At 68.5% G+C, this 25,860-nt stretch carries 23 protein-coding genes; 7 read left to right on the top strand and 16 right to left on the bottom strand.

The genetic code is table 11. The features are described 5' to 3' along the window. Window position 1: 1 nt before the first annotated feature. From ACFQGD_RS05530 to ACFQGD_RS05520, 3 genes are read right to left on the bottom strand one after another with little or no spacing between them, the layout of a single operon-like run. Window positions 2-796, bottom strand: a complete 795-nt coding sequence (locus tag ACFQGD_RS05530) for an MlaE family ABC transporter permease (protein ID WP_345395848.1) — start codon at window positions 794-796, stop codon at window positions 2-4. A 48-nt stretch (window positions 797-844) separates the two neighbouring features. Next, window positions 845-1,606, bottom strand: coding sequence for a glucose 1-dehydrogenase (locus ACFQGD_RS05525; RefSeq protein ID WP_345395845.1), 762 nt, complete (start codon window positions 1,604-1,606; stop codon window positions 845-847). A gap of 55 nt (window positions 1,607-1,661) precedes the next feature. Continuing rightward, the gene (locus tag ACFQGD_RS05520; protein ID WP_345395842.1) at window positions 1,662-2,567 is read right to left on the bottom strand and encodes a 3-oxoacyl-ACP reductase; all 906 of its coding nucleotides are present in this window, start codon (window positions 2,565-2,567) and stop codon (window positions 1,662-1,664) included. A gap of 108 nt (window positions 2,568-2,675) precedes the next feature. Here ACFQGD_RS05520 and ACFQGD_RS05515 point away from each other — a divergent pair, with 108 nt between their 5' ends. Genes ACFQGD_RS05515 through ACFQGD_RS05505 form a run of 3 tightly spaced genes read left to right on the top strand, consistent with a single transcriptional unit; the run spans window position 2,676 to window position 6,603 of the window. Further along, entirely contained in the window at window positions 2,676-3,857 is a 1,182-nt protein-coding gene (locus ACFQGD_RS05515; protein WP_345395839.1) for an acyl-CoA dehydrogenase family protein, read from the top strand. A 21-nt stretch (window positions 3,858-3,878) separates the two neighbouring features. Then, window positions 3,879-4,958, top strand: coding sequence for an acyl-CoA dehydrogenase family protein (locus tag ACFQGD_RS05510; RefSeq protein ID WP_345395836.1), 1,080 nt, complete (start codon window positions 3,879-3,881; stop codon window positions 4,956-4,958). 52 nt (window positions 4,959-5,010) lie between these two features. After that, window positions 5,011-6,603 (top strand): GMC family oxidoreductase, encoded by a 1,593-nt coding sequence (locus ACFQGD_RS05505; RefSeq protein ID WP_345395833.1) that lies wholly within the window; start codon window positions 5,011-5,013, stop codon window positions 6,601-6,603. Between the two features lie 30 nt (window positions 6,604-6,633). Here ACFQGD_RS05505 and ACFQGD_RS05500 read toward each other — a convergent pair whose 3' ends face one another. The 13 genes from ACFQGD_RS05500 to ACFQGD_RS05440 all read right to left on the bottom strand — a co-directional run bounded on the left by ACFQGD_RS05500 (window position 6,634) and on the right by ACFQGD_RS05440 (window position 21,502). Further along, a complete protein-coding gene (locus ACFQGD_RS05500; RefSeq protein WP_345395830.1) occupies window positions 6,634-7,818 on the bottom strand; it encodes an NADH:flavin oxidoreductase in 1,185 nt (394 codons plus the stop codon). A 13-nt stretch (window positions 7,819-7,831) separates the two neighbouring features. Beyond that, window positions 7,832-9,250 (bottom strand): ABC transporter substrate-binding protein, encoded by a 1,419-nt coding sequence (locus ACFQGD_RS05495; RefSeq protein ID WP_345395827.1) that lies wholly within the window; start codon window positions 9,248-9,250, stop codon window positions 7,832-7,834. Between the two features lie 9 nt (window positions 9,251-9,259). Further along, window positions 9,260-9,958 (bottom strand): ABC transporter ATP-binding protein, encoded by a 699-nt coding sequence (locus ACFQGD_RS05490; protein ID WP_345395824.1) that lies wholly within the window; start codon window positions 9,956-9,958, stop codon window positions 9,260-9,262. Window positions 9,959-10,024: 66 nt separating this feature from the next. Continuing rightward, the gene (locus ACFQGD_RS05485; protein WP_345395822.1) at window positions 10,025-10,789 is read right to left on the bottom strand and encodes an ABC transporter ATP-binding protein; all 765 of its coding nucleotides are present in this window, start codon (window positions 10,787-10,789) and stop codon (window positions 10,025-10,027) included. Next, window positions 10,786-12,759: a branched-chain amino acid ABC transporter permease gene (locus ACFQGD_RS05480; RefSeq protein WP_345396123.1), complete on the bottom strand. Its 1,974-nt coding sequence runs from the start codon at window positions 12,757-12,759 to the stop codon at window positions 10,786-10,788. The genes ACFQGD_RS05485 and ACFQGD_RS05480 overlap by 4 nt, the downstream gene beginning before the upstream one ends. Next, window positions 12,756-13,220, bottom strand: coding sequence for a hypothetical protein (locus ACFQGD_RS05475; protein ID WP_345395819.1), 465 nt, complete (start codon window positions 13,218-13,220; stop codon window positions 12,756-12,758). Before ACFQGD_RS05475 ends, ACFQGD_RS05480 begins: the two co-directional genes overlap by 4 nt. Continuing rightward, the gene (locus ACFQGD_RS05470) at window positions 13,217-13,630 is read right to left on the bottom strand and encodes a hypothetical protein (protein WP_345395816.1); all 414 of its coding nucleotides are present in this window, start codon (window positions 13,628-13,630) and stop codon (window positions 13,217-13,219) included. The genes ACFQGD_RS05475 and ACFQGD_RS05470 overlap by 4 nt, the downstream gene beginning before the upstream one ends. Further along, window positions 13,627-14,958 (bottom strand): hypothetical protein, encoded by a 1,332-nt coding sequence (locus ACFQGD_RS05465; protein WP_345395813.1) that lies wholly within the window; start codon window positions 14,956-14,958, stop codon window positions 13,627-13,629. Before ACFQGD_RS05465 ends, ACFQGD_RS05470 begins: the two co-directional genes overlap by 4 nt. A gap of 74 nt (window positions 14,959-15,032) precedes the next feature. Next, window positions 15,033-16,139 carry a phosphotransferase family protein gene (locus tag ACFQGD_RS05460; protein ID WP_345395811.1) on the bottom strand — a complete coding sequence of 369 codons (1,107 nt, stop codon included), beginning with the start codon at window positions 16,137-16,139 and terminating at the stop codon, window positions 15,033-15,035. A 3-nt stretch (window positions 16,140-16,142) separates the two neighbouring features. Beyond that, the gene (locus ACFQGD_RS05455) at window positions 16,143-17,588 is read right to left on the bottom strand and encodes an aldehyde dehydrogenase (protein WP_345395808.1); all 1,446 of its coding nucleotides are present in this window, start codon (window positions 17,586-17,588) and stop codon (window positions 16,143-16,145) included. Between the two features lie 54 nt (window positions 17,589-17,642). Further along, the gene (locus tag ACFQGD_RS05450; protein ID WP_345395805.1) at window positions 17,643-18,737 is read right to left on the bottom strand and encodes an Rv3169 family protein; all 1,095 of its coding nucleotides are present in this window, start codon (window positions 18,735-18,737) and stop codon (window positions 17,643-17,645) included. A gap of 21 nt (window positions 18,738-18,758) precedes the next feature. Next, window positions 18,759-19,862 (bottom strand): NAD(P)H-dependent flavin oxidoreductase, encoded by a 1,104-nt coding sequence (locus ACFQGD_RS05445; protein ID WP_345395802.1) that lies wholly within the window; start codon window positions 19,860-19,862, stop codon window positions 18,759-18,761. A 17-nt stretch (window positions 19,863-19,879) separates the two neighbouring features. Next, on the bottom strand, window positions 19,880-21,502 hold the full coding sequence (locus tag ACFQGD_RS05440; RefSeq protein WP_345395799.1) for an acyl-CoA synthetase: 1,623 nt from the start codon (window positions 21,500-21,502) through the stop codon (window positions 19,880-19,882). 136 nt (window positions 21,503-21,638) lie between these two features. Between ACFQGD_RS05440 and ACFQGD_RS05435 the strand changes: the two genes are divergently transcribed. The 4 genes from ACFQGD_RS05435 (at window position 21,639) to ACFQGD_RS05420 (ending at window position 25,738) form a co-directional block, all read left to right on the top strand. After that, a complete protein-coding gene (locus ACFQGD_RS05435) occupies window positions 21,639-22,460 on the top strand; it encodes a crotonase/enoyl-CoA hydratase family protein (protein WP_345395796.1) in 822 nt (273 codons plus the stop codon). Between the two features lie 80 nt (window positions 22,461-22,540). After that, a complete protein-coding gene (locus tag ACFQGD_RS05430; RefSeq protein ID WP_345395794.1) occupies window positions 22,541-23,518 on the top strand; it encodes a Zn-ribbon domain-containing OB-fold protein in 978 nt (325 codons plus the stop codon). A gap of 7 nt (window positions 23,519-23,525) precedes the next feature. Next, window positions 23,526-24,581 carry a thiolase domain-containing protein gene (locus ACFQGD_RS05425; protein WP_345395791.1) on the top strand — a complete coding sequence of 352 codons (1,056 nt, stop codon included), beginning with the start codon at window positions 23,526-23,528 and terminating at the stop codon, window positions 24,579-24,581. After that, window positions 24,578-25,738 (top strand): thiolase domain-containing protein, encoded by a 1,161-nt coding sequence (locus ACFQGD_RS05420; RefSeq protein ID WP_345395788.1) that lies wholly within the window; start codon window positions 24,578-24,580, stop codon window positions 25,736-25,738. Before ACFQGD_RS05425 ends, ACFQGD_RS05420 begins: the two co-directional genes overlap by 4 nt. Window positions 25,739-25,860 lie beyond the last annotated feature (122 nt).

The following is a 25,860-nucleotide window of genomic DNA, read 5'->3' as shown; positions in this document are numbered from 1 at the left end:
GTCACAACGCCTTCGGGGGAACGACTTGCAGGTAGATCGCCGTGATGACGACGTTGATCAGGAACAGCAGCAGGAACGAGATGACGACGGCCTGGTTGACCGCGTCACCAACGCCCTTGGGACCACCCGCGGGGTTCAGCCCGCGGTAGGCGGCGACGATACCGGCGACGAAACCGTACAAAACGGCCTTGAACTCGCTGACCCACAGGTCGGGTAGCTGCGCGAGCGCGTTGAAGCTCGCAAGGTACGCACCAGGGGTGCCGCCCTGCATGACGACGTTGAAGAAGTAGCCGCCAAGCACGCCGACCACGCTGACAAGGCCGTTCAGCAGCACCGCGACGGTCATCGCCGCCAGGACCCTCGGCACGATCAGCCGCTGGATCGGGTTGACGCCGAGCACCCGCATGGCGTCGATCTCCTCGCGGATCTGCCGCGCGCCGATGTCGGCGCACACCGCGCTGCCACCGGCGCCCGCCACCAGCAGGGCCGTGATCAGCGGGCTGGCCTGCTGCACCAGCGCGAGCGCGCTCGCCGCGCCGGTGAACGACTGCGCGCCGATCTGCTGCGTCAGCGAGCCGAGCTGCAGAGCGATGACCGCGCCGAACGGAATGGCGACCAGCGCGGTCGGCAGGATGGTCACGCTGGCGAAGAACCAGCTCTGCTCGATGTATTCCCGCCACTGGAACGGCCTGCGCGGGATGGCGCGCAGCACCTGCCATGAGAGCGTGGTCATCCTGCCGACCTGCTCAAACGCCCCGGCACCAGGGATCGTGACTCCTGCCGGACGCTGAGTCATCGATTACCTCCTGGCACCGGATTCGCCGGCGCGGCTTTCCGCATGGGCTTACAGCTTCAACGCGTGGGTCGCGGTGGCACCGCCGTCTGCGACGAACTCGGCTCCGGTGCAGTAAGAGCTCTCGTCGCTGACGAGGAACAGGACCAGTTCGGCGATCTCGCCTGGCCTGCCGAGCCTGCCGAGCGCGAGCTTCTTGCCGATCCAGCTGGTGTCGACGTCTTCCCCGCCAACGGCGTCGTGCACCATCTTGGTGTCGATCATGCCGGGATGCACCGAGTTGACCCGGATGCCGTACTCACCCAGTTCCAGCGCGGCGGACTTCGTCATCCCCCGGATCGCGTACTTGCTGGCGGTGTAGGCGATCACGTGCGGCAGCCCCGCGATGCCCTCTATCGACGAGACGTTCACGATCGCGCCACCTCCGGCCGCTCGCATAGGTGCGACGACCGAGCGTAACCCGAGAAAGGTTCCGGTTTGGTTGACCCCAATGATTCGCTGGTAGTCGTCCAGCGTGGTCTCCTCCAGCTTCGAGAAGTGCAGCACGCCCGCGTTGTTCACCAAGACGTTGATCATGCCGAACTCGGCGACCGTGCGCTCGACGGCCGCCTGCCACTCAGCCTCGTCGGTGACGTCGAGCCGCTGGTAGCGCGCCGCGTCCCCCAGCTCATCCGCGAGCTGCTTACCCTCGGTATCCAGGATGTCGGCGATGACGACCTTCGCGCCCTCCTCGACGAAGCGCCGCGCCGCCGAAGCGCCCTGCCCCCGGGCGGCCCCGGTGATGAGCGCGACCTTGCCAGCCAATCGACCCATGATCTGCTTCTCTCCTCACTGAATTTGTGGATACAACGATGCGGCACGCCGCGGATCACGGCAGCGACATCAGATCGGTGGCCGAGAAGCCGTCATCATCACCGCGGGTAGCGAAGTAGCCACCGACGGACTCCGCCAGCTCATCGACGCTCCAGGTATCACCCTGCGTGTCGAAGCGTTGCCGCACGGTCGGCGGTGCGAGCAGCGCCACCATCCCACTGTGCACGACGAAGACTTGGCCGGTGATGTGCTCGGCAGCGGGCGATGCGAGGAACGCGACGAACGGCGCGACGTGCTCCACCGAGAGCGGGTCGATCTTGCCTTCTGGCGCTGGCCCGAACACGTCTTCGGTCATGGCGGTGCGAGCGCGCGGGCAGATCACGTTGGCGCGCACGCCGTAGCGGGACGTCCCGCGCGCGGTGGCCACGGTCAGCGCCGCGATCCCGCCCTTGGCGGCGGCGTAGTTGGGCTGGCCCGCCGCGCCGAACAGGAACGCCTCGGAGGCGGTGTTGATGACGCTGCCGTAGACCGGCGCGCCTTCGGCCTTGGACTTGTCCCGCCAGTACGCGGCGGCGTTGCGGGAGAGCAAGAAGTGGCCGCGCAGATGGACCCGGATGACTTCGTCCCAGTCCTCGTCGCTCATGGAGAACAGCATCCGGTCGCGTAGCAGACCAGCGTTGTTGACCAGCACGTCCAGCCCGCCGAACCGCTCGACGGCGGTGCTCAGCAGCGCGTCCGCCGTGGCGCGCTCGCCGACGTCACCGGTGACGAGGGTTGCCTTGCCGCCCGCCGCCTCGATCTCGTCGACAACCTTGGCGGCGGCGTCGCTGACGTCGTTGACGACGACGCTGGCGCCCGTCTCCGCCAGAGCCAATGCCTCGGCCCTGCCGAGCCCGGCTCCCGCGCCGGTCACGACGGCGACGCGGCCCTCAAGACTGCCCGCACCACTGGATGTCCGCACTGAGCTGTCACACACCTTTACAACGCCAGGGATTCCATCTAGAACGTGTTCTTGGCTACACTAGAACGTGTTCTCGTTTTTCACAAGGAAGCGCACCGGAGGCCGTGGATGAGGATCAGCTTCACCGAAGGGCAGCAACGACTGCGCGAGCAGCTCCGCGACTACTTCGCGACGCTGATGACTCCGGAGCGACGCGAGGGACTCAAGACGTCGGGCGGCGAGTACGGCGACGGTACCGCGTACAAGGAGATCGTGCGCCAGCTCGGCGCGGACGGCTGGCTCGCCATCGGCTGGCCAGAGGAGTACGGCGGCCAGGCCCGCCCGATGCTTGACCAGCTGATCTTCACCGACGAGGCGGCGATCGCCGGGGTCCCGGTGCCGTTCCTGACTCTCAACACCATCGGGCCGACCATCATGCGCTACGGCACGGACGAGCAGAAGTCGTTCTATCTCCCCCGGATCGCGCGCGGCGAGCTGCACTTCTCGATCGGCTACTCCGAACCGGAAGCGGGTACCGACCTCGCCTCGCTTCGCACGAAGGCCGTACGGCAGGGCGATGAGTATGTCGTGAACGGACAGAAGATGTGGACCAGCCTCATCGAGTACGCCGACTACGTCTGGCTGGCCGCGCGCACCGATCCGGAAGCGAGCAAGCACAAAGGACTGTCCATTCTGATCGTGCCTACCGACGCCGACGGGTTCTCCTGGACCAAGGTGCACACCGTCGCGGGCCCAGGCACCAGCGCCACCTACTACTCCGACGTCCGGCTGCCAACGTCGGCGCTGGTCGGCGAGGAGCACAAGGGGTGGCCGCTCATCACCAACCAGCTCAACCACGAACGGGTCGCGCTCACCTCGGCCGCGCCGTTGCAAGAGTCGCTGCGGCAGGTGCGTGAGTGGGCGCAGCGCACCAAGCAGCCAGACGGCTCCCGGATCATCGACGCCGAGTGGGTACGCACACACCTGGCTCGGGTGCATGCCAACACCGAGTACCTCAAGCTCCGCAACTGGCGGATCGCTTGGGCCGCCGACACCGGCGACCTCGCGCCCGCTGAGGCATCCGCGACCAAGGTGTTCGGCACCGAGTTCGCCACCGAGGGCTACCGGCTGCTCCTCGAAGTACTCGGCACCGGTGGCGTCGTCCGGGAGGGCTCGCCCGACGCGCTGCTGCACGGCCGCGTCGAGCGGATGCACCGCGCGTCACTGATCCTCACCTTCGGCGGCGGCACCAACGAGGTGCAGCGCGACATCATCGCCGCGACCGCCCTCGGCCAGCCCGTCTCCCGGTAAGCGACTCCGTTAAGGACACCCATGGACTTCAGCCTCACCGAAGCGCAACACGACCTCGCCGGCCTCGCCCGGCGCGTACTCACCGACTGGGCCGAGCGGCACCCCGACCGCGACCTCGGCGGTTTCGACCCCGACCTGTGGCGGTCGATGGCCACGGCTGGGCTGCTCGACGCCGCGCTGCCCGCCGAAACCGGCGGCGGTGGGTTCGGCCTGCTCGAGCAGTGCAGCCTGCTGATCGAAATCGGCAGGACGGCGGCACCGGTGCCCTATCTGAGTAGCGTGACCGCGGCATCGGCGCTCGCCGGGTTCGGCACGCCAGCGCACATCGAACGCTGGATCCTGCCGGTCAGCAGGGGCGAGGCCACACTGGCGGTTGCGCTGGCCGACGAGGGCGCGCCCGCGCCGTTCACCCTGCGGCCCTCCGGTGATAGCTGGCTGGTATCCGGCACGCAGACCGCCGTGCTCGACGGCGTCCACGCGGGAGCGTTCCTGTGCGAGGTGGCCGCCGACGACGGCGACGCGCTGGTCGTCGTCCCAGCCGACGCGCACGGCGTCACGGTCTCCGCGCAGCGCACCGTCAACGGCGACGACGCGGCGCTGGTCGAGTTGCAAGACGTCGCCGTCGCGGCGGACGACGTCCTCAGCGAACCTGACGCCACGACGTCGACCAGGCAGCACGCCATCGTCAGGCTGTGCGCGCTGCAGCTCGGCATCGTGGAACGCGCGCTGGAGCTGACCGGCGAGTACACCCGCCAGCGGGAGCAGTTCGACAAGCCGATCGGGTCATTCCAGGCGGTACGGCAGCGGCTCGCGGACGCCTACATCGACGTCGAGGCGGTGCGGCTGACGCTGTGGCAGGCGGCATGGCGACTCGCCGAGGGCCTGCCAGCCGGCGAGCAGGTCGCGACGGCGAAGTTCTGGGCAGCCGACGCGGGACACCGGGTGGCACACACCGCGGTGCACCTGCACGGCGGCGTCGGCATCGACACCGACGCACCGCCACACCGTTACTTCGCCGCGGCCAAGCGTGCCGAGTTCGCGCTCGGCGGCGCGACGTCCCAGCTGCGTACGCTTGGCTCGCTGTTGGCGGCGGAGACATGAGCATCACACAGCGCCGCACGGCGGCCCCTACGTTCGGATCGAGGTCACAACCATGACGGAAGCGGACTACGTCGTTGTCGGCGCGGGTAGCGCCGGCTGCGCGGTGGCGAGCAGGCTCGCGGAGCACGGCGCGAGCGTGGTGCTCATCGAGGCTGGCGGGCCGGACAAGAGCCGGTTCGTCCGGGTACCGGGCATGATCGCCCCGATGCACAGCGTGCCCCAGCTCAAGAAGCGATTCGACTGGGGCTTCTCGACGGTGCCGCAAAAGCACGCGCTGGAGCGCCAGATCCCGTCGACGCGCGGCAAGGTGCTCGGCGGCTCCAGCTCGGTGAACGGGATGCTGTTCGTACGCGGCAACCGCGCCGACTACGACGGCTGGGCCGCCGAGGGCTGCGACGGCTGGAGCTATGACGACGTCCTGCCGAGCTTCAAGCGGATGGAGGACTGGGAAGAAGGCGCGAACGAGCTGCGCGGTGCGGGTGGCCCGATCAAGGTGACCCGGCAGCGCGACCTCACCGAGGCATCGACGTCGTTCATCGAATCGCTCAGCGACACCGTGGGCGTGCCAAAGCTCGACGACTACAACGGCGCCGAGCAGGAAGGCGTCAGCATCTTCCAGGAGAGCGCGGCCGACGGGCTGCGCTACAGCTCGTCACGTGGGTACCTGGGCGGGAACCCGAACCTGCGGGTACTGACCAAGGCACACGTCACGCGGCTGACGTTCAGCGGCGACCGCGTCACCGGTGTGGAGATCGCCGAGAAGTCCGGCACCCGGGTGATCACCGCCTCCCAGGAAGTGGTGCTGGCGGCTGGTGTGTTCGGCTCACCGCACCTGCTGTTGCTCTCCGGCATCGGGCCCGCTGGACACTTGCGCGACATGGGCATCACGGTGCGCGCGGACCTGCCAGTGGGCAAGAACCTGCACGACCACCTGTTCGTGCCGATGTCGTTCCTGATGCCATCCGCGGTCCACCGAGGCACGGCTCTGCACTTCGCGTCCGGCGTACTCACCGAGATGCTCCGAGGTGATTCGTGGTTCGGACGTACGGTGTTCGAGGCGGTGGGTTTCGTGCGGTCGTCCCGGGCGACCGATCGGCCCGACATCCAGTTCCACACGCTGCCGTGGTCGTATCCGGTGCCGAACCAGGACGCGCCGGTGATCCACCGGCCTGACAAGCGACCCGCGCTGACGGTGCTGCCGACGTTGATCTACCCGCAGAGCAGGGGCGAGGTACGGCTGGCGTCGTCCGACCCCACGGCGGCACCGCTGATCGACCCGGCGTACCTCGCCGAACCCGCTGACGCGGATCTGCTGATCGAGGGCATTCAGCTCACCAGGGAGATCATGGCGAACAAGCTCATCGCGGGCGACGTACGCGCCGAGTTCAGTCCCGGCGACGCGTTCCGTGACGAGACGTCGCTGCGTCGCGAGCTGCCAAACCGGGTGCACAGCGTCTATCACCCGGTCGGCACCTGCCGGATGGGCGCCGACGAGCGCGCCGTCGTCGACCCGCAGCTGCGGGTGCGTGGCATCGAGGGCCTGCGCGTCGCGGACGCGTCGATCATGCCCACCGTGACCGGCGGTAACACCAACGCACCCGCCATGATGATCGGCGAGCGCTGCGCGGAGCTGATGACGACCTAGCCGCTCCGTGGGGACGTCGGTGGGCGGCGCCTACGGCTCCGCGAGCACGCACCTGGTGCCGCTGTAGATGGTGGGCATGCACTTGTTGCAGTGGATGCACAGCGAGGGCGTGCTCGGATCGGCCTTGATGCGGTTGACTAGGTCCGGCTGCCGGAGCAGCGCCCTCGCCATGGCCACGAACTGGAAGCCCTCGCGCATCGCCTGGTCCATGACCTGCTTGGTGGTGATCCCACCGAGCAGAACCAGCGGCATCCGAACGGCGTCGCGGATCTGCCGCGCCTGATCGAGCAAGTAGGCGTCGGTGTAGGGGTAGTGGCGCAGCGCGTACTTGCCGACCATCCGCACGCCGAGGCCGACCGGCCGGGGCATGGCCGCGGCGAACTCACGCACCGGCGCGTCGCCCCGGAACAGATACATCGGGTTGAGCAGCGAGCTACCGGCCGTCGGCATGAGCGCATCGAGTGAGCCGTCCGCCTCTAGCCACCGAGCCACGGTGATCGCCTCGTCGAGCCAGAAGCCGCCCGGCACCCCGTCGTCGATGTTCAGCTTCGCGGTGATCGCGAGCTGACCGTCGACGGCTGCTCTGACAGCGGCCGCGATCTCCCTGGCGAGCCGCGCCCGATTCGCCAGACTCCCGCCATAGGAGTCGGTGCGGCGGTTGATCTTCGGGCTCAGGAACGAGCTCGCGAGGTAGTTGTGCCCGAGGTGGATCTCGACCGCGTCGAACCCGGCGTCGACCGCCATGCGCGCCGCGTCGGCATGTGCCCGAACGATCCTCGCGAGGTCATCGTGGGTCGCCTGCCGTGCGAAGCGGAAGGCCATGGGGTTGAACCGTCGACTCGGTGCCACGGCCCGCGCGCGGTTGCTCCTCGGATCGGCGACCGGCCCCGCGTGTCCGACCTGGGCGGACACCGCCGCGCCCTCGGCATGCACCGCTTCGGTCAGCGCCCGCAGTCCAGTCAGCGCGTCGGGACGCCACAGGATCTGGCGCCGATCGGTGCGTCCCTCCGGCGCGACCGCGCAGTAGGCCACCGTCGTCATCCCGACACCGCCAGCGGCATGCCGGGTGTGGAACTCGATCAGCTCGTCGGTGACGAGGCCGTCTCTGCTCAGTCCCTCGTACGTCGCCGACTTGATGATCCGGTTGCGCAGTGTCACCGGACCTAGCCGTGCGGGAGCGAGCACGTCCACCTGCTCTGATGATGGTTGCGGCACCGGCACCTCCACCTCACCAGCAGGTGAGGTCGTCGCCCTCGGGCGCGGTCCACTTGCCGCCCGCGATCCGCATGTAATAGGTGCACGGGACGTCGCTGACACCACTGCTGTCGTAGTTCAGCGGTACCGTCAGCCCGCCGAGCCGCTCGTCCCGCAGCTTCCGCAGCTGTGTAACGATGCTCGACCTGCTGATCTCGGACCCCGCCGAGCTGGCGGCTTTCTCGAACAGCTTCGCTGATGCCCATGCCTGCGCGGCGGCGGGCCCGGGGGCGTTGCCATCGCCGAAGCGCTCCCACGCGGCGGCGAACTCCTTGAACGCCGGGGTACTCAATCCCGCGAACGGGAACACCGACATGCTGACCAGCCCGTTCTCGAACGACGGGTTGCTCGCGAACTGCGGCCGCATCGTGCTGGACATCTGCAGATACTGCGGGGTGAAGTTCTGCCTGCGACACGATGACGTGACGCGTTCGACCGTGTTCGGATCAGCGATCACCATGAACAGCTCAACGCCCGCGTTGCGCGCCTGGATGCACTCGGCGGTGAAGTCGGCCTGGAATACCGAGATCCGCGCCCGGTAGACCGGGTCAAGCCCGGCGCGCTTGGCGCCGCCCTTGTCGAACAACTGCTCCTCGACGTAGGTGCACGACTGCGTCTCGCTACAGAACAATCCGCCGAACTTCGTGCCGTCGCCGTGCTTCGCGCCAACGAGCGCCGTGCCATAGATCTGGTTGGCCGATGACGGGCACTGTCGAAACAGCATCGGCGCCTTGACCCATTCCGGACCGCAGGTGCCGCCGACGACGGGAAACTTCTTCTCGTGGACGTAACCCTTCCAGGAGTTCAACGTCTCCACGACGGTCATCGCCGCCACGGCCGCGACCGCGTTGTGCTCCTCGACCAGCTCCTTCATCAGGCTGCGTGCCTTGGCGGCGTCGCCGCCGTCGTCCATCACGATGACCTTGACCGGCCGGCCGTTGATGCCTCCGTTCGCGTTCACGTGCGCGCCCCAAGCCTGCAACCCACGCGCGCCCTGCGCCAGCGCCGCGCCGCCTGGCCCGGAGTACGCACCGACGGTGCCGATGACGATGGGCTCGCCGTTCGTGGCGCCGCCCTGGTCACCACCGGAGTCACCCTTGGCTCCGCCCGCGTCGCCCGATGATCCGCCTCGCTCCCCCGCGGGGCCGTCGCCGCGCCCGGAGTCGGCAGCCTCGCCCGTCGTCGGGTCGGAATCGGGATCTGCCGTTGCGCCGGGAGCATCCGCGACGGAGCCCGGCTCACCGGGAGCGACGTCCGACGCCGCTGGCCCGGCGCCGGTGTCCGCCGCGCGCACGATGCTGTCGTGGTCGACCCGCGTCCCGCAGGCCGCGATGACGAGTGCGGTCACCGCGAACAACGCCACCAGGACGCGGCTGCGTGTCCAGATCCTCACGGTGTCCTCCTAGGCATGCGTGCCTCCCATGTAGCGAGCCATCAGCCGTTCGGCGTCGAGCTCGCCCGGTTCCCCCGCGAACTCGATACGTCCCCGCGCGAGCAGGTAGACGTAGTCAGCGAGATCAAGCGCTCTGGTGACGTACTGCTCCACCAGCAGCAACGCGCGACCCTGCGCGGCGAGCGTCGCCAGCGACTCGAAGATCTCGTCGACCACGACCGGTGCCAGTCCCATCGACACCTCGTCCAGCAGCACGTAGGACGGGTCAGTGACATAGGCCCTGCTCAGCGACAGCATCTGCTGCTGCCCGCCGGACAGCGACCCGGCGAGCTGGCTGAGTTTCTCCCCAAGGATCGGGAACGCCGACACCGCCCGCTCGACGGCGTCATCGGCGTTACCGTCCCCTGCCTGGATGATCAGGTTGTCCCGCACGGTCAGCGTCGGAAAGATGCCGCGCCCCTCCGGCACGTGGCACACGCCCCGATTCGCGAGCACGTGCGGCGCCTTGCCCGTCACATCGGTGCCGTCCAGCGACATCCGGCCCGCCGACGGCTTCAGCAACCCGGACGCCACCCGCAGCAGCGTCGTCTTGCCAGCGCCGTTGGCCCCGAGCAGCGCGACGACGGAGCGTGGCGGCACCCACAGCGAGACGTCGGCGAGCACGGCGGTCTCGCCGTAACCAGCGGAAACATCGGTCAGCTCAAGCATCGGTGCCCTCCGATTCGGACCTGCAAGCAGTCCTCTGGCACTCCGATTCGGACCTGCAAGCAGTCCTCATGCCGCCTCCGATCCCAGATACGCCGCGCGCACGACCTCACTGCCGCGCACTTCGTCCGGGGCGCCCTCGAAGATCAGCTCGCCGAAGTCGAGCACGTAGAGGTAGTCGCAGATCGCCATCACCAGCGCCATGTCGTGCTCGACGAGAAGCACGCCGCAGCCCCGTTCCGCCACCACCCGGCTGACCAACTGTCCGAACCGGACCGTCTCCGAGGTGTCCAATCCGGACGACGGCTCGTCGAGCAGCAGCATCGAGAACCCGCCAGCCAGCACCCTGCCGAGGTCCACCCGGCGCCGATGCCCAGTGGACAGCGCGCCAGCTGGCTCCCGGCGCAGCTCACCGAGCTCGCACAGCTCGAGCGCCTCCTCGGTGGCCGTGCGCACCGCCTTGCGATCGGCCCTCGAGCTGACCAGCTGCTTGATCGGATGCCCGCGCGCGAGCCGTGCCTCGAGGCCGAGCGCGATGTTCTGCTCCACCGTCAGCGAGTCGAACAGGTCCATGCGCTGGAAGGTGCGCCCTAGTCCACGCCGAGCCCGTGCGGCGGCCGACGCGCCGGTGACGTCCTGACCGAAGAGACTCACCGTGCCCGCGGACGGTCGCAGCAGCCCGGAGCACGCGTTGAACGTCGTGGTCTTGCCAGCGCCATTCGGGCCGATCAGCCCGGTCACCCTGCCTCGAGGGGCATCGAGCGTCACGCCGTCGACGGCGGTCAGCCCGCCGAAGCGGATGGTCAGCCCGTCAACTCGCAACCCGGCATTCATCGTGGTGCTCCGATCCGTAGCCGCGCCCCTGTCGGCGCACCGGAACCGTTGCGTGCGGCGTGCGCCGATGCGGTCTCGGCGAGCCGTTCGGCGGCCGCGCTACCCGCGCCGACCCGCTCCGCCGCTCGCGAGCCGGTGCCCTCGGCGTCGGTAGCGCCTTCCGACGCACCAGTGGGCCGCGTCCCTGCCTGGTGCAGCGCGACCAACAGCGCACCGAGGCCAAAGAACACCGGCATCCAGTCGACCATCGCCTCACCGCCGCCGTAGGCGGGCGCGACCGCGACGAACAGCGCGGCGAGCACCGGCGCTGCCGAGCGCGCCATCGCGAACAGCACCAGCACCGCGAGCCAGACCAGCGAGTTGTATGCCGTGAACGGTGTGCCGGTCGCGGAAAGGCTCTGCGAGGCGTAGAGCGAACCCGCCACTCCTGCCAGGAACGCCGAGATCGCGAACACCGTGACCCTTGTGACGTTCACACCGAGTCCGAGGGTGGTCAGCGTGGTCGGGGAGTCCGCCATCGCGCGCAGCAGCCTGCCGAGCCTGCTGCGGTTGACCGCGGCGACCACCAGCCCGCCCGCGACCGCGAAGCCGAGCAGCACGTAGTAGAACGCCGTGTCGGAGTCGAACCCGGCGGGCCGGGTCGCCTCGAGCGTGCTGGTCGTGCCGAACATGAAGTCGGTACGGTATGCCACTCGCTCAAGCAGCAGCCCGAACCCAAAAGTGCCAAGCGCGAGGAACAGCCCGGACAGCCGAATCGCGGGCACGGCGACCAGCATGCCGACGGGCACCGCGATCACCCCGGCCAGCAACACCGCGACCAACCACGGCAGCCCGGCACCGACAGCCAGGTGGGAGAACGACGCCGCCCCGACGGCGACCAGCCCGGCGTGCGCCAACGACGCTTGCCCCGAGGTATGCACAAGCAGGTGCAACGAGGCGAAGATCAGCACGAACACCAGCGCGTTCGAGTACACCGGCACCTTCGCGCCGACGAGGTGCGGTATCGCCAGCGCGACAACCAGTGTGACCAGCACGACGACCCGAGTGGCGCTGGGAGTGAGCAGCGGCGATGACACCGGCGCCCGCAGCTGGCCGCCGACCTCGACAAGACGTCGTTTGCCTGCCACGAGCAGCACCGCGAACAGCACGAGGAACGGGATCGCCGGTGGCAGCCCCGCCAGCGTCTCCGAGCCGACGACGAACTTCGTCGCGAGCGCGGTGAGCAGCCCGATCAGCAGTCCACCGGCGTAGGTGGCCGGCAGGTTGCGGAACAGCCCAACGGCGGCCGCGCCGTAGGCCTGCACCACCAGCAGCGTCAGCAGCAACGCGTCCAACCCGATCTGCGGTGCGAGCAGCAGCCCGGAGATCGCGGCGAACCAGGTACCGATCAGCCAGGCCGAGCGGCGCACCGCGACCGGTCCTGTCCCGGACAGCGACAGCAGGTCTGGATCGTCGACGACGGCGCGCATCCGCACCCCGAGCCGGGACCGGCGGAAGAACAGGTAAAACGCCAGCGCGCCGGTCGCCGCGATGCCGGTGGAGACGAGCTGGTCGATGCCCACCTCGATACCGAGCAGCGAGACGGTCTCGACCGGCAGGAACGCGGGGAACGGCAGGCTCTGCCCACCGTAGTGCGCGAGCAGCGCGCTGGTGATGGCGAGCTGCAGCCCCACCGTCGCGACGATCTTCATGGTCACCGTGGCGTCGGCGAGCCGGGTGGCGATCCGCTCGAGCACCAGCGCGAGCAGCGGCGGCAGCACGACGACGACGATGGCGACCGCGACCGGCCAGGGCAGGCCGCGCAGCACATTCAGGTCGTAGAAGGCATACGCGGCCAGTGCGGCGATGGAGCCGTGCGCGAAGTTGAAGATGCCAGACGTCTTGTACGTCAGCACGAGACCCATCGCCGCCAGCCCGTACACCGAACCGGTGGTGATCCCGATGATGACGAAAGGCAGCAGCTCGTTCATGGCTGACACACCGCGCAGGGTTCGCCGTCACCGAGCGCGGCTGGCTCGACGTCCTTGCCCGCCACCAGCGGGCAGCCGGGATCGTGCACCTTGCGCATGCCGTTGGCGCGCACCAACGGCAGCGACGCGGTGTCGTGCCGGGGCACCGGCTGGGGTGCTGGTTCCGCCGCCGCTGGCGGGTCGAGCGAGATCAATCCGACCCTCCGCTGCCCGATCGCGCGGCGCAACCGCAACAGCCACAGGCTCTGACCGACACCGGATACCACGAGGCCGCCGACAGCGAGGGTCGCCCAGGCGGCCTGCTGGGTCAGCGACGCGGCGCCCGCCGCGCCGAACCAGGCCGCGCCGATCATGACGACGCCGATCAGCGCGATGAGGCACACCGAGATGAGGTCAGCGTCCCGCCACGGGCCTGCCTGCCGTGGCTGCCACGGCTGCCAGGTCTGGGGGCTGCCCGTCATGGCTGGTCCCCTGCCGACACTCGGCTCGGCGCCTTACCGCCGTTCTGCCGGTCGAGCCGCTCGGTGGGCGCCTCGGCGTCCGCGGTGTCCGGTACGGCACCGGCCGAGACATCGACCGTCGCGTACGGCTCAGCAGCGTGCTCGCCGTCGTCCCACGTGGTCTCACGGATCGCCCGCTCGATCCGGTCCAGCTTGCGCCACTCGTCTCGCAGATCGGCGGACAGCCACAGCGTGGCGGACACCCCGAGCAGGAACAGCGCGCCGATGCCGCCGCTGATCAGGTACGGCAACTGCTCGGCGGGATAGGGCGTGCCACTGACGCCGAGCCAGCCCGCGATCAGTGTCAACAGCCCAGCGAGCAGCGTCGCCGCGGCGAGCAGCCGGTCGGCTTGACTGCGCGCCCTTGTCATGAGGTCCATCGCGTCTTCACTCCCAACAGCCGCAGCATCGTGGCGCTAACGACCATGGCCAGCGCGCCGAGCACGATCGCCAGGTACAGCGCGCCGACGCCCATCGGAATCGGGTTGCCCGCCTGGCGCACCGCTTGCGTCTCAGGCGGTTCGACCTCTGGCGCCGCGGCGGGCTCCGGTGCCTGGTCGGGTTCAGGCGCGGGAGCATTCGCCGGACTGGGCCCGCCAGGCGGTTCGGCTGCCCGCGCGCCACCCCGCGCCGGTGGCTCGGCGGCGACCTTCGGCGGCGGCGGGGCGTCCAGCCCGCCGCCGCGGTCGAACGAGTCGTCCCGAACCGGTGCCACACCCGCGAACGCCCGCCCGACGGTGTAGGTAACCGTGTAGGTCGCCCCGGACCCGGGGTCGGTGTGCTCGGCGACGATCTGGACACCCGCGGACAGCACCCCGTCCTTGGTCTTCTCCGCCGCGAGGTATTCGACGTCGATTCCGGCTTGCTCCAACGCGTCCGCCGGGCGCTGCTCCGGCAGACCGACCGTCTGATCCGCCGCCTTAACACCCTTGGGCGTGATGACGACCTCGGCGCCAGCGACGGTGGTCCTACCGATTCGCAGGTCCGAGTCGCGCCGGATGGTGCCGTCCCCGCTGAGCTCCGCGGTGGCGGTGCTGTGTACTTGGCCGAGGGTGAGCACGTCGTTGATCGTCAACGGCCGGGTGTCGCTGCTCGCGGTCGCCGCGGCCGAACGCGAGTCGGGGTCGACGGTGGCCTCAGGGACGGAGAGGGTGTCTCCGGAGCCATCTGCGCCCCCAGCGCCCTCGCCGTTTTCCGGTGCGCCACCGGACCGTGCCCATGCGGTGCTCGTTGTCTCGTCACTACTGGCTCTAAGGTCATAGCCGGGACCGTTGGCCTCGCCGGATCCGCGCGCCGGGTGTCGCGATGAGGCGTACGCCGGATAGCCGGGCACGTCTTGGCCGAGCCGCTGTCCCAGCAGCCCTGGTCCGGCGAGGACCGTCTCACCCGGATACGGACTGCTGGCGAACGCCCGCGAGTCCCGCACCGCGTAGTCCACACAGGCCTGCGCGACCGGCACCCCGGCCCCGGTCGGTGCGGAGAGCAGCAGATTGTCGCTCGCGCTCACGGTGACCTGGACACCGACCGCTGTGCCGACAACCGGGCAGCCGCCGCCAGGGTCCGTTGACGCGGCCGCGCCGGGCGGCAGAACGGTCAGCAACAAGCCGGCGGACGCGGCGGCGGTCGCCAGCCTGCGAACCGGCCTGCCACGCGCATACCGATAACGTGTTCCCCCGCGTATCGCTGTCGCCCGAACCACCGCGACACCTCCTCGTCGGCAGCGTGTCACCCAGTACAACGACGCAGAACGAAAACAGGTTCTACTTATCTGCGTTAGTCGATGGCATCCCAGTACGTCCCATCGAGCAGCGCCTCGAGCGAGCTCCGGTCGTAGAGCACGTCGTCAGGATCCTCGGGCTGTTCCCGTTCCCCGAGGCGCACCTGCCGCTGCGCCATCCGAGCCATGACGATCGCGTTCCGGAGCGCCGCATAGGTGATGTAAAAGTGCAGGTCACGTACCTGATATCCGGTCACGGCGTGGTAGGTGGCCGTGACGTCTTCCGGCCGCAGGAAACTGGGCAGCCCGTCGAGACCAGCCATCGCGGCGAGATCCTCGAAGAACCGGTGGTGATAAATCAGCCAACCGATGTCGAGTTCGCGCGGCCCTAGCGCGGCCATCTCCCAGTCGAGCACCCCAACCGGCAGGAAGTCGCGGTAGATGATGTTGCCGATCCTGGCATCACCCCAGCTGAGGACAGCGGGACCTTCCTCGGCGGGCCAATGCTCCGCGAGCCACGCGAAGCCACGTTCGATTAGCGGGTGCGGCCGTTCCCGTGCCACCCAGCGGTAGTAATCCCGCTGTTCGGCGACATGCCGCCGCAGCGGCGTCGGCTCATCGCGGTCATTATCGAGCAGCGCCACGTCGTCAGCGGTCAGCTCGATGCCGTGAATGCCCGCGATGGCCGCGACGGTGCTTTCCTGCAGCCGTTCCCTGTCTGCCTGATCCGCTTCCGCGAGCCAGCCGCCGAAGTTGTACGGCATGACGTCTGGTGGGATGTCACCATCAACGCACGCCATCACGAACAGCGGTGAACCGGCCGCCACACCGTCGGTGTCACACCACAACGGCTCAGGCACCGGCACGTCGGAGCGTTCGGCGACAAGGCACATGATCTGAAACTGCCGTGCGAGGTCGTAGTGCGGAAACACCGGCACGGCATCCGGTTGCGGTGCGATCCGCGCCACGCACCGCCGTGCACCCCGCATCGCTGTCGTGAGCTCGAACATCACGGTGTCGCTTGACATGCCGTTGCCGCCAGGCGCGGTAACCGGCCCGACGATGGGCTCGGCGTCGGCGGGCAGCAGAGCGCGCAGCCAATCCTGCAGGCCCTGCCGCAGTTCGTCGTGGCCCCTTGTCGCGATGCGTAGCGGACCGGTCATGGCTCAGCCGATCGGTAATGCGATCGACTTGTACTCGACGTAGGTTTCGATGCCCTCCGGCCCGAACTCACGTCCGATACCGCTTGCCTTGAACCCGCCGAACGGAGCGGTGAAATCCATCAGGTACTGGTTGATACCCAACGTCCCGGTGCGCACCCGCCTCGCGACGTCGACCCCATGCTCCACATCGGACGTCCACACCGAACCAGCGAGGCCATACTCGGAGTCGTTGGCGATGCGTACCGCGTCCGCCTCGTCGTCATACGGAATCACCGTGAGGACCGGACCAAAGATCTCCTCCCGCGCGATGCGCATATCGTTGTCCACATCGGCGAACACCGTCGGCCGCACGTACCAGCCGGTGTCCAGCCCGGCTGGCATTTCGCTGCCGCCGACGACCAACCGCGCACCTTCCGCCGTACCGATCCCGATGTAGTCACGGACCCGCTCCTGCTGCCGCTTGGCGACCATCGGGCCGATGTAGTTCTCGACGTTCATCGGGTCGCCAACGCTCAGACCGCCCACCATGGCCGCCAACGCGTCGACCACCTCGTCGTAGCGCTTCCTCGACGCGAGAATGCGCGTCTGGGCGATACAGGCCTGACCGCTGTTGAGCAGCGAGGCCATCTGCAGCTGCTGCACGGTCTGGTCGAGGTCGGCGTCGTCGAGAATCATCGCGGCGGACTTGCCGCCGAGCTCCAGCGTCACGCGCCGCAGATCCTGGCCGCACAGCGCGGCGATCCTGCGCCCCGCCGCGGTTGATCCGGTGAAAGCGATCTTGTCCACACCGGGGTGGGTGACCAGATGTTCGCCGACCTCACGACCAGCTGGCACCACGCTCACGACGCCTTCCGGCAGCCCGGCTTCCGCGACGATCTCGGCGAGCGCGAGCGCCGACAGCGGTGCCTCTGGTGGCGGCTTGAGTACGACGGTGCACCCGGCTAGCAGCGCGGGAACGAGCTTGGCCATGGTCACGAAGTGCGGCACGTTCCACGGCGTGATGATGCCGACGACACCAACCGGCTCGCGCCGCACGACGACTTCGCCGCCGAACGAACCGGTCCTGCGCTCCTCCCACGGGAAGCTCTCGGCGATGTTGAGGAACTCGGCCAGCGCCATCGATGTCGCGCCCACCTGCCCGACCTGGGAGAACCACAGCGGCGAACCCATCTCGGTGCTGAACAGCTCCGCCAGCTCCGTTTGCCGCGCGTTGTAGGCGTCGGCGAACCGCCGCAACGCGGCGAGGCGATCCTCGGGTGCGGTGTTCGGCCAGTCACCGTGGTCGAACGCGTGCCAGGCGGCCTCGACCGCACGGTCGACGTCCTCGGTCGTCGCCTCCGGCGTGCGGCCAACCAGTTGCTCGGAGTGCGGCGAGATCACCTCGATCCGCCGCTCGGTTTCCGGGGCGACCCAGCTGCCCCCGATGTAGAGCTCTTTGTACTCTCGCATGCTCGTGCTCCTCACTCCGGCGCTTGCTCAGCCGATTGGGTTCAGGGGACTCATTCAGGCCACGTCGTCCCACCCGGTGAACCCGGACGGTTCGTGCGGACCGAAACAGGCGAACTCGAACAGGCCCCAGCCGAGCCGTCCTTCGCAGCGCGCACGCGCCAGGTTGTCGATGACGCTGAAGTACGCCGCCCGCTTCGCGGCGTCGCCGACGTCGTGTCCGCGGCCCTGCACCTCGAGCTCGCCGAGGTACATGCCGTGCCGCCAGTCATCGGTGCCGTATCCGGCGCCAGCGCCGAGTGCGACCGGCAGCACACACTCGACCTCAACCTTCGGGCCGTCGGCGAAGTCGAGTACGGCCGTAGCGACTTCACGGGTGCCAGGGGTGAAGGTCAGCGCGACCTCGGGGCGCCCTAGCGGTTCCGGCTCCTTGCCGCTGCTCTCCGGCCACACCCGCACGGCTTCCTCGAGCGAGCGACGGCCGCGACCATCCTCCTGCAGGATGGTGATGATGCTGAACTCGTCGAACCGCAACGGCGCGTACAACCAGTAGAACGACTCGGGTGGTTGCGCCGCGGCGTAGCCGGGTGGTTCCGGCTCCCCGACCGGGCGGATACCCCAGGACCGGTCGCGCGTTCCCTGCCAGACATCAGGCGTGACGTCGTAATCGGTGCCCGCGACGGTGAGTGTTCCCGACCAAGTGCCAGTCTGCGCAAGGCGACTGGAGTCGATGATCACTCGGCCCTGCGGCTGGCGCAGCACATGCCTCGGTTCCAGCACGGGGGCAACGGCCCCGGTGAAAGTGAGGTCGAACGCGAGGTCGTGCTCGGTCGGTTCAAGCACAACCCGCAGCCTGCGCAGCCCTTCAAGCACCTCGATCCGGAACGGGCCGACAGTGGTGTCCATTCGGTCGGCCCCGAGCTCACGGGAAGCGCGCACGGAGAGCTGCTCGTCGCCCTTGCGCACCGTCGCGAACGCGTCGGACACGCCGAGGTTGGGGTACTGCCCCATCCCGATGACGCAGAACAGCTCAGGCGAGCTGGCGTGGCAGTTGAAGTAGTAGCGGTCGTAGAAGTTGCGATCGCTCGTCGCGACCTGGCGCACCGGTTGGGCGACCTGGTGTATCGGGTAGTCGTCAAGGGGAGACAGCACCAGACGCTCCTTCCTGCCGTGTTAGCGCGTCTTATCCAGCCGGTCCAGCGCCCGCTCGTACTCCGCGACCAACTCACTCATCAACTCGGCGACCGGGCGGACGGCGTTCATCCGACCGACGATCTGGCCGACCGGCATCGCGACAACGCTCGGGTCCTTGGCCGCGGCGATACGCTGGTGCGCCTCGGCGACCAGCAGGTTCTGCAGCGGCATCGGCAACGGATCCGGCGCGTCCGGCCGCGCCCACGACTCGGTCCAGCGGGTCTTGAGCAGCCGCGCGGGTTTACCGGAGAAGATCCGGGTGCGCACGGTGTCCGATGAACTGGCTGCGACCAGCGCCTCCTGCACGGTGCCCGACTCGCGCATGGTCTCGAGGTACTCGCTGGTCGTCAGCCAGTACGAGCCCATCCACACCCCGGTGGCACCCAGCGCGAGGGCCGCCGCGACCTGCCTGCCTGACCCGATGCCGCCCGCCGCGAGCACCGGTGCACGGTCGCCGACGGCGTCGACCACCTCCGGCAGCAGCACCATGGAGGCGATCTCGCCGGTGTGCCCGCCTGCCTCGTAGCCCTGCGCGATGACGATGTCGACGCCGTTGTCCACGTGGCTCACGGCGTGCTCCGCCTTGCCCGCGAGCGCGGCGACCTTGACGCCATGGCCGTTGGCCTGCTCGATGACGTCGTTGGGTGGCGACCCGAGCGCGTTGGCGATCAGGGAGATCGGGTGCTTCAGCGCGACGTCCACATGGGACCGGGCCACCGAGTGCAGCCAGCCGAGCACCCCTGCGCCGTCGTCACTGTCCGCTTTCTCCGGCACACCAAGCTCGCGCAACGTCCGCTCCACGAACGCCCGGTGTTCCTCCGGGATGTGCTTCGAGAGGTCACCGACGCTGCCTTCGGTTGGCACCTTCGACGGCATGACGATGTCAACGCCGTAGGGCTTGCCACCGGTGTTGGCGTCCATCCAGTCCAGCGCGGCGTCGAGGTCGGCGGCGTCGTTGAACCGGACGCAGCCGAGCACGCCGAGACCACCGGCGCGCGAGACGGCGGCCGCGACGTGCTCGGACGGGGTGAACGCGACGATCGGGTAGTCGATTCCGAGCGTGTCACACAACTCTGTGCGCATGGGGCTCCTTCTTGTGCTTAGCGGGTCACGGCGAGCGCGCTGTCCGCGTGCTCGTCGGCGTAAGACTTCGCCCACGGGTAGTCCGGCTTGCCACTGGGCTGGCGGCGGACCTCGGGCACGATCCAGTAACTGCGCGGCACCTTGTAGCCCGCGATCTTGGTGCGCACGTGCGCGTCGAGGGTCGCGGTGTCAAGCGATGCGCCGTCGTGGGGCTGCACCAGCGCACCGACCCGCTCCCCGTAACGCTCGTCAGGCACGCCGACGACCAGCGCGTCATAGACGTCCGGGTGCGATTTGAGCGCACCCTCGACTTCCTCGGGGAACACCTTCTCGCCGCCGGTGTTGACGCACTGCGAGCCTCTGCCGAGCAGGGTCACCGACCCGTCGTCCTCGTAGCGGCCGTAGTCGCCGGGAATGACGTAGCGCTTGCCGTCGATCTCGGCGAAGATCGACTTGGTCTTCTCCGGGTCCTTGTAATAACCGAGCGGAACGTGCCCACCGCGCGCGATCAGCCCGACCGCGCCGGGGGTCGGCTCGATGAGCTCGCCCGCCTCGTCGATCAGCACCGCCTGCTTGGTGAAGTTCACCCTCGGCCCCTGCGAGTGATCGGCATCCTTGGTGATCATGCTGATCCCGGTGAAGCCGCTCTCCGAGGAACCGATGGCGTCGGTGAGCACCGCGTTCGGGAAGGTCTCCAGGTAGGCCTGCTTGACCGACTGTGAGAACAGCGCCGCGTGGCTGCTGAAGGCGACGACGGACGAGGCGTCGTAGTCGCCCGCCTCGTACGCCTTCAGCATCGGCCTGGCCATCGCGTCGCCGACGAAGGCGAGCACCTGCACTCGGTGCTTCTCGATCGTCCGCCACACGTCGTCCGGGTCGAACTGTGAGACGAGGACGGCGGTGCCGCCAGCGAACAACGCACCGAACACGGCCCACTGTGCCGCGCCGTGGATCAGCGGCGAGATGGTCATCCTGACCAGGCCGGGACCTTCCTTGGCCTGCTCGGCCATGGCCCACTCGTCCCGCACGTACTCACCGGTCATGAAGTCGATGCCGCCGCCGAGCACGCGCCAGACGTCCTCGTGGCGCCACATCACACCCTTCGGGTAGCCGGTGGTGCCACCGGTGTAGAGGATGTAAAGGTCGTCGGCACTGCGTTCGGCGAAGTCGCGTTCCGGCGACCGCGCGGCCAGCGCGGCCTCGTATTCGACGCCGCCGTAGGACTCGTAATCGGCGCCTGAGTCGTCGTCGACGACCACCACGTGGCGAAGCTTGGGCGCTGACGGCAGCACCTCGGCGACGGTCGGCGCATACTGACGCTCGTGCACCAGCGCGACGAGGTCGGCGTTGTCGAAGAGGTAGCGCAACTCCTCGGCCACGTACCGGTAGTTCACGTTGATCGCGACGGCACGGAGCTTGTACGCCGCGAACATCGCCTCGATCGTCTCGATGGAGTTGCGGGAGTAGATCCCGATGTGGTCGCCCTCGCCGACCCCGGCTGCTGCGAGGTGGTGGGCCAGGCGGTTGGCGCGCTCGTCGAGTTCGACATAGCTCACCTGCCGATCGCCGCAGATCACGGCGGTGCGCTCAGCAACGGCGTCGACCGTGTGCTCAATGAGGTCAGCGATGTTCAGTGCCATTGCTCTAAACTAGAACATGTTATCGTTATGGGCAATGGTCTAGCTGGCTCCAGTGGTATCAAGGTGACCACGGAGCGTGAAACATGTATCAACCCCGAGCGCATTCACGTCCGCGCCAACCGAGGAAGAGGTTTCCATGACGTCGACCGCAGCCGCCGATCACGACAACGACACCGCGCCCCACGCGCTGGTTGAGCAGCGCGGGGGCACGCTGATCGTGACGATGAACCGGCCGCACGCCCGCAACGCGATCAGCGCCGAGATGATCGAGATCATGGAGCGCGCATGGGATCAGGTCGACTCCGATCCGTCCATCCGCTGCTGCGTGCTCACGGGCGCGGGCGGGTCGTTCTGTGCGGGCGCCGACCTGAAGAACATGAGCCGCAACGACCCAGGCAAGGCGATGTCTGGAAATGGCTGGGACCCCGCGCGCATTCCTGGACTGCTCAAGGGGCGCCGTCTGAGCAAGCCGTTGATCGCGGCCGTCGAGGGCCCGGCGATCGCGGGTGGCACCGAGATCCTCCAAGCCACCGACCTCCGCGTGGCGGGTACGAGCGCGAAGTTCGGCATCTCCGAGGTGAAGTGGAGCCTGTTTCCGATGGGCGGCTCCGCGGTCCGGCTGCCACGGCAGATTCCGTACACCGTCGCCGCCGACCTGCTGCTGACCGGGCGACACATCACCGCCACAGAGGCGAAGGAGATCGGACTCATCGGACACGTCGTCGAGGACGGCACCGCGCTCGACAAGGCGCTGGAGCTGGCGGATCAGATCGTGGCCAACGGCCCGCTCGCGGTGCAGGCGGTGCTGCGCACGATGCGCGAGACCGAGGGCATGGCCGAGGAGGATGCCTTCACCATCGAGGCGCCGATCGGGCTGTCGGTGTTCACCAGCGCCGACGCCAAAGAGGGGCCACGTGCCTTCGCCGAGAAGCGCACGCCCGTGTTCGAGGGTCGATGATTAGAACGTGTTCTATATGACATCCACCGCTGAAGCGTGAATACTTGCCGGAGATATCGAGAACATGTTTCACTCACATCGTGACTACTGAAGCGCCACCGCTGTCGGAACCGCTTGAGATCCAGTTCGACTACACCCGCTCGCTCGGGCCGGTGCTCGGACGGTTCATGACCGGCCTCGCCGAGCGCCGCATCGAGGGTGTCCGTGGATCGGACGGACGGGTGCACGTGCCGCCCGTCGAGTACGACCCTGTCACCGCGGCACCGCTGAGTGAGTTCGTCGAGGTCGGCCAGGAAGGCACGGTGCTGACGTGGTCCTGGTGCGCCGACCCGGTCGCGGGCCAGCCGATCCAACGACCGTTCGCCTGGGCACTGATCCAGCTGGACGGCGCGGACACCGCGCTGCTGCACGCCGTCGACGTCGACTCACCCGAGCGGATCCGGACCGGCATGCGAGTGCGGGTGCGCTGGGCTGACGAGCCGGTCGGCCACATTCGCGACATCGCGTACTTCGCGCCCGCCGACGCGCCGGACGACCAGCCACCCCCGCCGATGTCACCGGCCCCACCAGCGGCAGAGGACGACGGCATCATGATCACCCCGATCAAGCTCGGCTACGACCACACCGTGTCGCCCGAGGAGAGCCGGTACCTGCGAGCGCTCGGCGAGGGCAAGCTGATCGGGCAGCGCTGCCCGAAGTGCGAGAAGGTATACCTCCCACCGCGTGGCGCGTGCCCCACCGACGGCGTACCCACCACAACCGAGGTGGAACTGCCCGACACCGGCATAGTGACGACGTTCTGCATCGTCAACGTGCCATTCCTCGGCCAGCAGATCACTCCGCCGTACGTCGTGGCCTACATCCTGCTCGACGGCGCGGACATCGCGTTCCTGCACCTCGTGCGCGGCTGCGATGCCGACGAGGTGCGGATGGGCATGCGGGTGCGGGCGCACTGGCGGCCCCGCGAGGAGTGGGTGACCAGCATGCGCAACATCGCGCACTTCGAGCCCACCGGCGAGCCCGACGCGCCGTACGAGTCCTACGCACACCACCTGTGAGGCAGCAATGAGTCGAGTCTCCGTCGTCGGGTTCGCGCAGTCCGACTGCGTGCGGCAAACCCCAGGCACCACCAACGGCGTCGAGATGCTGGTGCCGACGCTGGCAGAAGCTTTTGAGCGAACCGGACTGTCTAAGTCGGACATCGGATTCTGGTGTTCCGGTTCATCGGACTACCTTGCTGGTCGGGCGTTCTCGTTCATCTCCGCGGTGGACGCCATCGGCGCGTTCCCACCGATCAATGAGTCGCATGTGGAAATGGACGCCGCGTGGGCGCTTTACGAAGCATGGGTGAAGATCCGCACCGGCGAGGTCGACACCGCACTCGTGTACGGCTTCGGCAAGTCGTCGGCGGGCACGCTGCGGCGGGTCCTGAGCCTGCAAACCGACCCGTATACCGTCGCTCCGCTGTGGCCGGACTCGATCAGTATCGCGGCGCTTCAGGCCAGGCTCGGGCTGGAGTCCGGCCGCTGGAGCGAGAAGGACATGGCCGAAGTCGCCGCCCGCAGCCTCGCCGACGCGCGCGACAACCCGCAGGCGCAGCGCTCCGGCGATGTGTCCGTGGCGGACCTGCTGGACGCGCCGCTAACGGCGGATCCACTCCGGGCGCACGACATCGCCCCGATCACCGACGGCGCTTCGGTGATCATCCTCGCCGCCGAAGACCGCGCCCGCGACATCGTGTCCCGACCAGCGGCGATCACCGGTATCGAGCACAGGGTCGACTCCCCCGTACTTGGTGCGCGAGACCTGACCCGTTCACCGTCGACCGAGATGGCGGGCGCCGCTCTCGACGTCAAGGACATCGATGTCGCGGAGCTGCACGCGCCGTTCACCCACCAGGAACTGATCCTGCGGGGCGCGCTCGGGCTCGGCGACGACGTCCGAATCAGCCCGTCCGGCGGTGCGCTGGCGGGCAACCCGATGTTCTCGGCGGGATTGAGCCGCATCGGTGAGGCCGCGCGTCGGGTGATGGCGGGCGACGCCGACCGCGCGCTGGCGCACGCGACCAGCGGGCCCGCGCTGCAACAGAACCTCGTCGCCGTGATGGAGGCACAACAATGAAACAGCGTGCGGCCGTGCTCGGCACCGGACAGACCCACCACAAAGCCAAGCGTCAGGACGTCTCCATGGCGGGCTTGCTGCGGGAGGCGATCGACCGCGCTATGGCGGACGCGCAGGTCGGCTGGGACGACATCGACGCTGTGGTCATCGGCAAGGCGCCCGACCTGTTCGAGGGCGTGATGATGCCGGAGCTGTACCTGGCCGACGCACTGGGCGCGACCGGCAAGCCGCTGCTGCGGGTCCACACGGCGGGCTCAGTCGGCGGTTCGACATCCATTGTGGCCGCGAGCCTGGTGCAGTCCGGCGAACATCGGCGGGTGCTGACGGTGGCCTACGAGAAGCAGTCCGAATCGAACGCGATGTGGGCACTGTCGATCCCGATTCCGTTCAACATGCCGGTCGGCGCGGGCGCGGGTGGCTACTTCGCGCCGCACGTCCGCTCCTACATCCGCCGGTCGGGGGCGCCGGAAGTCGTGGGCGCGATGGTCGCGGCGAAGGATCGACGCAACGGCTCGCTCAACCCGTACGCACATCTCCAGCAGTCCGACATCACGGTGGAGCAGGTGCAGGCATCGCAGATGCTGTGGGACCCGATCCGCTACGACGAGACGTGCCCGTCCTCCGACGGCGCGTGCGCGATGGTGATCGGTGACGAAGCCTCAGGTGATGCCGCCGCGGAGGGCGTGGCGTGGATTCACGCGACTTCGATGCGCACCGAGCCCACGACGTTCGCCGGGCGCGACCAGGTGAACCCGCAGGCGGGCCGCGACGCGGCCACCCAGTTGTGGCGCGACGCCGGGATCACCGACCCCCTGTCCGAGGTGGACGCGGCGGAGATCTACGTGCCGTTCTCGTGGTTCGAGCCGATGTGGCTGGAGAACCTGGGCTTCACGGCCGAAGGCGAGGGCTGGAAGCTGACGGAGTCCGGCGAGACGGCACTCGGTGGGCAACTGCCGGTGAACCCTTCCGGCGGAGTCCTGTGCTCGAACCCGATCGGCGCCTCCGGGATGCTGCGGATGTCCGAGGCGGCGAAGCAGGTGATGGGCAAGGCGGGCGACTACCAGGTCGACAGCGCCCGTAAAGCCGTCGGACACGCCTACGGCGGCGGCTCGCAGTACTTCGCACTGTGGCTGGTGGGCGCGGAGAAGCCAGAGTAGGCGCAGCGCGGCGGTCGCACGATGCCGTTCCCTGAGCACACCAGCTGGACGGCCGTCACACCCGGCGTCACCACTCCCGATGTTGATCACGCCTACTCGCATTGTCGCGCGAATACGTCCGA

Origin of the sequence: Haloechinothrix salitolerans, from assembly GCF_042662605.1 — a bacterium.
Classification (GTDB): domain Bacteria; phylum Actinomycetota; class Actinomycetes; order Mycobacteriales; family Pseudonocardiaceae; genus Haloechinothrix_A; species Haloechinothrix_A salitolerans.
The sequence above is the reverse complement of the archived record's forward strand: the minus strand, read 5'-3'. Positions and strand labels throughout refer to the sequence as shown.